We start from the raw sequence: 8,231 nt of genomic DNA, 5'->3' as shown, positions 1-8,231 counted from the left end.
CAGCGACGTGCGCAGGAATTCCAGCACTTCCGTGCGAAACGCCTCTTCGTCAGCGGTGAATTTCAGGTCCATGACTGTGGTTCCATTGGGAAAGTGATGCCTTGAGCGGTTGAGGCCGACTGGTACAGGCTCATGAAGTTCTTGCCGTTTGCGACGAGTTCCACGAGCAGCGGCTATGCAGGCCGAGCACGTCCGACGGTCGCGAGATGCTCGCGGCAATCTGGTCTGGACGTGGAACTCGGATTTCAAACCAGTCCGGTCGCGTAATAAACACCAATCACGAAAGCGACCGCAATCGTCTTGATTAGAGTCACGGCGAAAATCTCCGGATACGATTGACGATGAGTCAGACCGGTCACCGCCAGCAACGTAATCACTGCTCCGTTGTGCGGCAGTGTGTCCATTCCGCCGCTTGCCATGGCCACTACGCGATGCAGTACGTCCATCGGTATATGCGCAGCTTGTGCGTTCTTGATCAACATCTCCGATGTGGCCGCAAGTGCGATGCTCATGCCGCCCGAGGCGGATCCGGTAATGCCGGCCAACGTACTCACTGACACGGCGGCATTCACGAGCGGATTGGGAATGGTCTTGAGGGCGTCGCCGATGACGACGAAGCCTGACAACGCCGCGATCACCGCACCAAAGCCGTACTCCGATGCTGTATTCATCGCCGCCAGCAACGCTCCGCCTGCGGCGGCTCGCGTGCCTTCGGCGAATGCTGCGACAACGCGCCGATATGCCGAGATGACCACAAACGCAATGCCGAGAATCAACGCTGCTTCGACGGCCCAGATTGCGGTCACGGTTTTGATCGATGTGGTCACCGGGGCGAGAACGCCGGGGAGTACGTGCGGCGCAACGGTGTACGACGCGCCGTACCAGACCGGAATCCATTTCGTGAAGAGATAGTTTGCGACGCCAACCAATATGAGCGGCATGATCGCGAGCACGGGATTGGGCAGCGCATGCTCTTCGATGCGAGCCGGTTCGTTCAAGAGCGTACTACCGTAACCTTCGCCCTTCGCCATCACGCTCTTGCGGCGCCACTCCAGATAAATCAGGCCCACGATGAGCATGAAAATGGACCCGGCCGTGCCGAGCGTAGGCGCGGCCCATCCGGTGGTCTTGAAGAACGTGGTCGGGATGATGTTCTGAATCTGCGGCGTGCCCGGAAGCGAATCCATCGTGAAACAGAAAGCACCCAGCGCAATCACGCCAGGCATGAGTCGCTTCGGAATATTGCTTTGTCGATACAGCTCTGCTGCGAACGGATAAACCGCGAATACGACGACGAACACCGATACTCCACCGTACGTCAGGAGCGCGCACACAACGATGATCACCACATTCGCACGCGATCGGCCGATAAAGCGGATCGCTGCAGCGACGATCGCCGCCGCGAAGCCCGATATCTCGATTACTTTGCCGAACAACGCGCCGAGCAGAAACACGGGGAAGTAGAGCTTCACGAAGCCCACCATCTTTTCCAGGAAGATGCCTGAAAACACGGGCGCGACGGCAGCTGGCTCAGTCAGCAAAACGGCACCTAATGCTGCGATTGGCGCAAAGAGAATGACGCTATAGCCGCGATAGGCGGCCAGCATCAAAAAAGCCAGCGAACAAAGGACAATGATCAGGGCCATGCAAGTCTCCACTTCCATCTATGAGTTATATCGGCCTCTGACATCGCGCCAGCCGCCGTGTTACGTACAACGAATCGAACACTCCGCAAATTGAGTGGTAAAGCGGTCGCGTCTGTCAGTCGCGGCCGTGTTCTCCGGCCCTGGCCGGACGCTGAAGAAGCGGTTATGCAACGGCATGACAGAGCGATTAGCGAACCGTGCGTCGGCAGGGACGAAGTGCCAGTGACCGAACGGTAAACCGCCCGCAAAACTTTGTAAATAGGGATATTGCATTGTCTATAGGATAATTTTATGGCTTCCCTCCCGTTGATTCCCCGCCGGAGGTTCGGCAAGTCCGCAACGAGAGCCGTGGCGTCGGCGCAGCAATGCAGGACGGTGCGTGAGGATCGCCGACTGTCTGTCGATCAGAGACAGGCCTGCGCATCGCCCTCCCAGGAAAAACCCTAGGTTATTATCTTACAGACAACGCAATATCCCTATTTACAACGCCAACCAATCGGTTTACCGTTCAGTCATCGGCACTTTCCGACCTCGATCTGCGTTGCATGCCTGCGGAAGTCGTCTGAAAGCCCATCTGTTCTGCATCCGAAGACTGAGAGAAACCGTGCTTGATAAGAGACAGTTCTATATCCAAGGGAAGTGGGTAACGCCTGAGAAGGCCCGCGAACTCCCGGTGATCGATCCATCGACCGAACAGCCTTGCGCTGTCATCTCCATTGGCGATGCGGCTGACGCCGATCGCGCGGTGAAGGCCGCCCGGCTGGCATTCGAAAGCTGGTCGGGAGCAAGGCCTGCCGAACGCCTTCGGCTGGTGGAGCGGCTCCTCGAGATCTACGAGCGCCGCGCCCCGGAAATGGCGCGAGTGATCAGTCTGGAAATGGGCGCGCCGATCGACATGGCACTGTCCGATCATGTCGGAGCCGGTGCTTATCACATCAGGAACTTCATCACGGCGTTTCGCGAGTTCCCGTTCGAACGGCCTCTGGGACCGCATGCGCCCAACGATCGCATCCTGATGGAGCCGATCGGCGTTGCCGGCCTGATTACACCGTGGAACTGGCCCATGAATCAGGTCACGCTCAAGGTCGTGCCTGCATTACTGGCAGGATGCACAACGGTGCTCAAGCCGTCGGAAATCGCACCGCTCTCGTCCATGCTCTTTGCCGAGTACGTCGATGAAGCTGGTTTCCCGAAGGGCGTGTTCAATCTCGTCAACGGCGACGGCATCGGAGTCGGCGCGCGCCTTTCTTCTCATCCCGATGTCGACATGATCAGCTTCACGGGTTCGACGCGCGCGGGCATCGCCATATCGAAAGCGGCCGCCGATACGCTCAAGCGCGTGGTGCTCGAACTCGGCGGCAAGGGCGCGAACCTCATATTCGCCGATGCGGATGCCAATGCGGTCAAACGCGGCGTGCTCCATTGCTTCAAGAACACCGGGCAAAGCTGCAACGCACCCACGCGCATGCTGGTCGAGCGCGCCATCTATGAGCGCGTGGTCGATGAAGCGCGGGCCATTGCCGAGGACGTTTCAGTCGATGCAGCCCACGCGCCCGGCAAGCATATCGGTCCGCTCGCCTCCGAAGCACAGTTCCAGAAAGTGCAGGAGATGATCGGGAAAGGCATCGACGAGGGTGCACGTCTTGTCGCGGGAGGTCTCGGTCGTCCGCGAGGACACGAAACCGGCTACTTCGTCCGTCCGACCATATTCGCCGATGTGAACAACCAGATGGCCCTTGCCCGCGAGGAGATCTTCGGACCCGTGCTCTCGATCATACCGTTCGACAGCGAAGAGGAAGCGATCGCCATCGCCAACGACACGCCTTATGGGCTCGCGAACTATGTGCAGTCGACTGACGGCGAGAAGCGCAATCGCGCCGCAGGGCGGCTGCGCTCCGGAATGGTCGAAATGAACGGCAGACCGCGCGGCCCGGGCTCGCCCTTTGGCGGTATCAAGGCATCCGGACGCGCCCGCGAAGGCGGCGTCTGGGGCATCGAGGAATTTCTGGAAGTCAAGGCTGTTTCGGGTTGGGCGAGTTCGGCCAGCGCGCATGAATAAGCGTGTCATCAGACGACACGGCCCTGACCATCGAGCAGGTTCAATCAGGAGACGGGAGATGTCCAAAGCACTATCCGGATTACGTGTACTCGATCTGTCGCGAGTGCTCGCCGGACCTTGGGCCAGCCAGACGCTAGCCGATCTGGGCGCCGAAGTGATCAAGATCGAACGGCCCAAAACCGGTGACGACACACGCGGCTGGGGTCCGCCGTATCTCGAAGACGCGCAGGGCAATCTCACGGGTGAGGCTGCTTACTACCTCGCGGCGAATCGCGGAAAAAAGTCGGTCACACTGAATATCGCGCACCGCGCAGGTCAGGCCATCATTCGCACGCTGGCGTCGCAAGCCGATGTCTTCATCGAGAATTACAAGGTCGGCGACATGGCCCGATACGGTCTGTCGTATGAAGACCTTCGCGAAATCAATCCGCGTCTCATCTATTGCTCGGTGACGGGGTTCGGACAGACCGGGCCATTGGCCTCGCTCGCCGGCTATGACTTCATCGTGCAGGGGATGGGCGGCCTGATGAGTATTACCGGTGAAAGTGACGATCGCCCCGGCGGCGGACCGCAGAAGGTCGGCGTGGCGTTCGCCGACATCATGACCGGCATGTATTCGACGGTCGCCATTCTAGCGGCCATCACGCAGCGCGCGACGACCGGCAAAGGGCAGTACATCGACATGGCATTGCTCGATGTTCAGGTCGCCACGATGGCCAACATGAACCTGAACTACCTCGTTTCGGGTAAGACGCCGCAGCGCCAGGGCAACGCTCACGCGAACATTGTTCCCTATCAGGTCTTCGATGCCGGGGACGGTCAATTGGTGATCGCCGTCGGCAACGACAGTCAGTTCGCGAAGTTCTGCGAGATCGCCGACTGTCGCCATCTCGCGGTCGATCCGAGGTTCGCCACGAACGCTGCCCGCGTGGCGCACCGCGATACCCTCGTTCCGATGCTTCAGGAAGTCATGTCCACGCGTACTGTCGAAGAATGGACGTCGCAATTCAATGAGAAAGGCGTACCGGCCGGCCCGATCAATAGCATCGCGCAGGCATTCGAACATCCGCAGGTGAAGCATCGCCAGATGCAAGTCGATATCCCGCATCCACTTTCAAAGGCGGTTCCGAGCGTGGCGAGCCCGATCCGCATGTCCGGGTCGCCCGTTAGCTACGACATACCGCCTCCCACTTTGGGCCAGCACACTGACGAGGTGCTTGCATCGCTTTGCGGCCTGACCGATGAACAGATTCAGGCGCTCCGCCGGGATTCGATCGTATAGGGGCTCAGTGTCGTCGTGGATCGTGTTGAATCGCGCGTCGGTGAAGTGTCGTCATGCAACCCGACTCGCACATTGTTGAACCGGAGAAAGTACGAAATGAACGGCGCTGAAAGTTTGGTCACCACACTGCTGGAGTCAGGGATCGATACCTGCTTTGCCAACCCCGGCACAAGCGAGATGCACTTTGTCGCTGCCCTGGATCAGATTCCCGGCATGCGCTGCGTGCTCGGACTGCAGGAAAACATCGTGACCGGAATGGCCGATGGCTACTATCGCATTGCCGGAAAGCCTGCGAGCACACTGTTGCATTGCGGCCCAGGCCTCGCCAATGGCTGGGCCAACCTGCACAATGCGCGCAGGGCCAATAGCGGGATCGTCAATATCGTGGGCGATCAGGCCACCTATCACGCCCCCTACGATGCACCGCTTACCGCTGATACAGCCGGCCTCGCGGGCGCTGTATCGCGCTGGGTTCGCACAAGCAGGCACGCCGCGGATGTCGGCCGTGACGCCGCCGCGGCTGTCGCTGCCGCCCGTACCGCGCCGGGACAGATCGCAACCCTGATCCTGCCTTCCGATACGTCGTGGGACGCGGGTGGCGTCGCCGCGCGCGCGCTTCCGGTACCGGCAGCCCCGAGCATCGACCCGTTGGCTGTCGAAAACGCGGTGCGCATGCTGCGCCGCGAGAAGAACGTTTTGATTCTTCTAGGCGGTCGCTGCGCGCTTCCGAAAGCCCAGGCCCTGGCGTGGCGAATCGCCAGCGCGACCGGCGCGACCCTGAAATACGAATATGTGAATGGGCGCATCGCGCGTGGACGCGGTCGTCTGCCGGTCGAACGCGTGCCATACAACACCGATCAGGCGATCAAAGTGCTGGAGCCGTTCCAGCACATCATTCTGGTCAATGCGAAGCCGCCAGTCGGGTTCTTCGCGTATCCCGGCAAACCGTCGACCCAGTATTCCAGCGGTGCCCAGTTGCACTATCTGTCGCGCGTCGATCAAGACCCCGAAGCCGCCCTGCTCGCGCTCGCTGAAGCGCTCGACGCGCCCGTGGTCGATATGCCCGATGCGGGACCGCGCCCCGAAGCCGGCAGCGGCGCGCCGACGCAGGAAGGCCTCGCGCGAACACTCGCGGCCTTGATGCCGGAAAACGCGATCGTTTCGGATGAAAGCATTTCTTATGGACGCGGCTTCTACAAGTTCACGCACGCGGCGGCACCGCATGACTGGCTGCAGCTCACCGGCGGCGCTATCGGTGACGGCCTTCCGGTTGCGACCGGCGCGGCCGTGGCCAGCGGCGGATCGCGAAGAGTGATCAGCCTGCAGGCTGACGGCTCGGCGATGTATTCGCTTCAATCATTGTGGACGCAAGCTCGCGAAAGACTCCCCTGCACGACGATTTTGCTCAGTAACCGCAAGTACAACATCCTCATCGGCGAATACGAGAACGTCGGGGCTGTACCAGGGCCGACTGCCATGGGCATGCTCGATCTGTCGAATCCCGATCTCGACTGGGTCAAGCTGGCGAATGGCATGGGCGTTGAAGCCGCGCGTGCAACGACGCTCGAGGAATGCGCTGATCTGATGAAGCAGAGCTTCCGTGAGAACGGGCCTTTCCTGATCGAACTGCTTGTTTGACGAGGCACCGCTCTACGCAAAGCGCGGAATCCACCAGGCGCGGCGTGGCACAGGTGCCATGCTGACGACGCGGAAGAATCTTTGGAGACATACGAACGTGAGCGCTATAACGCACGTCGGCTTTCTTGGCCTTGGGAACATGGGCGCCGCAATGGCCATGCGGCTCATTCAACCTGAATCGAAAGTACACGTTTTCGATCCGAACCCCGAGGCTGTAACGCAGCTCGTGGAAGCGGGAGCGGTCGCGCATGCAAGCCCTCGCTCGGTCGCGGATTCGGCCGCTGTCGTCATGGCCTGCCTGCCGAGCAGTGACGTTTGCGAAGCCGCGATCTTCGGTCCGGAGGGCGTCGCGGCCGGCAAGGCCGTGCAGACCTACGTCGAGATGTCGACGATCGGGCCCACCGCGGTTTCGTCGATTGCGACGAGGCTCGCACGCAACAATATCGCCACGGTCGATGCGCCCGTCAGTGGCGGCCCGTCAGCGGCGCGTGCCGGCACGCTATCCATCATGTTGTCAGGAACGAGCGACAACGTCGCACCTGCAATGCAATGGCTCGGTCATATCGCAAAGAAGATTCACAAGCTAGGCGATCGACCCGGTCAGGCGCAGGCAATGAAGCTGGTGAACAACATCATGCTGGCCGCGAATATGGCTGTCGCATCAGAAGCACTGGCGATGGGCGCCAAAGCGGGCCTGGACGCCGACGCCATGATCGAAGTCATCAAATCCAGCACGGGGCAAAGCGCAGCGGCGGATATTCTTGCTCGCTTCGCGATCCCCGGAGCATTCGATTTCGGCGCACATATTTCGATTGTCGCAAAGGACGTGGAACTGGCGATCGCCGAGGCTCGCACCCTGGAGGTTCTCGTTCCCGTGCTGGACCAGGCGAGAAGCCTTTGGCACTCGGCGATGGAGCAAGGCCGCGGTCGCGACGATTTCACCTCGATCATCAAGCTCGTCGAAGAGCGCAGCAAGGTACTGGTTCGGGGCGCATCACGGCAGTGAGACGCCAACGCGTTCCGAATACGTCGCTATGATTTCGTACACCTATGGAGCAGACAATGGATTCAACCACCGAGAAAGCCGATTTCCCCACGGCTGTCAGTGATACCGCCGATCTCATGGCGAAACTCGCGTACGCCACCCCGGAGACGGCTCCGCTCGTGCCGGGCCGCCGAACCTTTTTCAAGTACCGCGACCTCGGCGTCACGGACGCCACGAATGGGCGAATGCGCGCTCAACTCACCATCGCAACCGGCGAAATGCAGCAGACAGGATGGCACTATCACCTCTGCGAATCGCAGTTCATCTTCACGCTGCGCGGTTGGGTCGATCTCGTCTTCGAAGACGGTCGCCATATCCGCGTCAGTGCGGGAGAGTCCCTCCATATTCCGGGCGGGCTCAAGCACAATGAACTCGCGATCTCGGAAGATTTCGAACTGCTCGAAGTCTCGGTGCCCGCGAAGATGGGAACGGTGGCTTGCGAGCCGCCTGAGCGTTTCGTCGCGCAAGGCCAACTTCGAAACGATAGACACTGAACGCTGTCGGCAAGCGAGCACATCGGCAACGTTGCGTTGTCAAACACAATCAAGCGTGAGGCAATTC

General features: G+C 60.3%; 6 protein-coding genes. 5 read left to right on the top strand and 1 reads right to left on the bottom strand.

Going from position 1 to position 8,231, the window contains the following annotated elements; genetic code table 11:
* Positions 1-245: 245 nt before the first annotated feature.
* Complete coding sequence (locus AWB78_RS35560) at positions 246-1,646, bottom strand: GntP family permease (protein ID WP_062611388.1); 1,401 nt, start codon at positions 1,644-1,646, stop codon at positions 246-248.
* Between the two features lie 604 nt (positions 1,647-2,250).
* Here AWB78_RS35560 and AWB78_RS35555 point away from each other — a divergent pair.
* The 5 genes from AWB78_RS35555 to AWB78_RS35535 all read left to right on the top strand — a co-directional run bounded on the left by AWB78_RS35555 (position 2,251) and on the right by AWB78_RS35535 (position 8,164).
* Positions 2,251-3,705, top strand: coding sequence for an aldehyde dehydrogenase family protein (locus AWB78_RS35555; RefSeq protein WP_062611386.1), 1,455 nt, complete (start codon positions 2,251-2,253; stop codon positions 3,703-3,705).
* A gap of 58 nt (positions 3,706-3,763) precedes the next feature.
* Complete coding sequence (locus AWB78_RS35550; protein ID WP_062611384.1) at positions 3,764-4,987, top strand: CaiB/BaiF CoA transferase family protein; 1,224 nt, start codon at positions 3,764-3,766, stop codon at positions 4,985-4,987.
* 96 nt (positions 4,988-5,083) lie between these two features.
* Entirely contained in the window at positions 5,084-6,625 is a 1,542-nt protein-coding gene (locus AWB78_RS35545) for an acetolactate synthase large subunit (RefSeq protein ID WP_062611383.1), read from the top strand.
* Between the two features lie 97 nt (positions 6,626-6,722).
* Entirely contained in the window at positions 6,723-7,631 is a 909-nt protein-coding gene (locus AWB78_RS35540) for an NAD(P)-dependent oxidoreductase (RefSeq protein WP_062611393.1), read from the top strand.
* Between the two features lie 56 nt (positions 7,632-7,687).
* Positions 7,688-8,164 (top strand): cupin domain-containing protein, encoded by a 477-nt coding sequence (locus AWB78_RS35535; protein ID WP_062611381.1) that lies wholly within the window; start codon positions 7,688-7,690, stop codon positions 8,162-8,164.
* Positions 8,165-8,231: the final 67 nt, after the last annotated feature.

Source organism: Caballeronia calidae, assembly GCF_900044055.2.
Taxonomy (GTDB): Bacteria; Pseudomonadota; Gammaproteobacteria; order Burkholderiales; family Burkholderiaceae; genus Caballeronia; species Caballeronia calidae.
The sequence above is the reverse complement of the archived record's forward strand: the minus strand, read 5'-3'. Positions and strand labels throughout refer to the sequence as shown.

Bases quoted from the DNA above. Each gene is read 5' to 3' on its own strand.
- AWB78_RS35545 (WP_062611383.1), top strand. From the start codon at position 5,084: ATGAACGGCGCTGAAAGTTTGGTCACCACACTGCTGGAGTCAGGGATC.
- AWB78_RS35550 (WP_062611384.1), top strand. From the start codon at position 3,764: ATGTCCAAAGCACTATCCGGATTACGTGTACTCGATCTGTCGCGAGTG.
- AWB78_RS35535 (WP_062611381.1), top strand. From the start codon at position 7,688: ATGGATTCAACCACCGAGAAAGCCGATTTCCCCACGGCTGTCAGTGAT.
- AWB78_RS35560 (WP_062611388.1), bottom strand. From the start codon at position 1,646: ATGGCCCTGATCATTGTCCTTTGTTCGCTGGCTTTTTTGATGCTGGCC.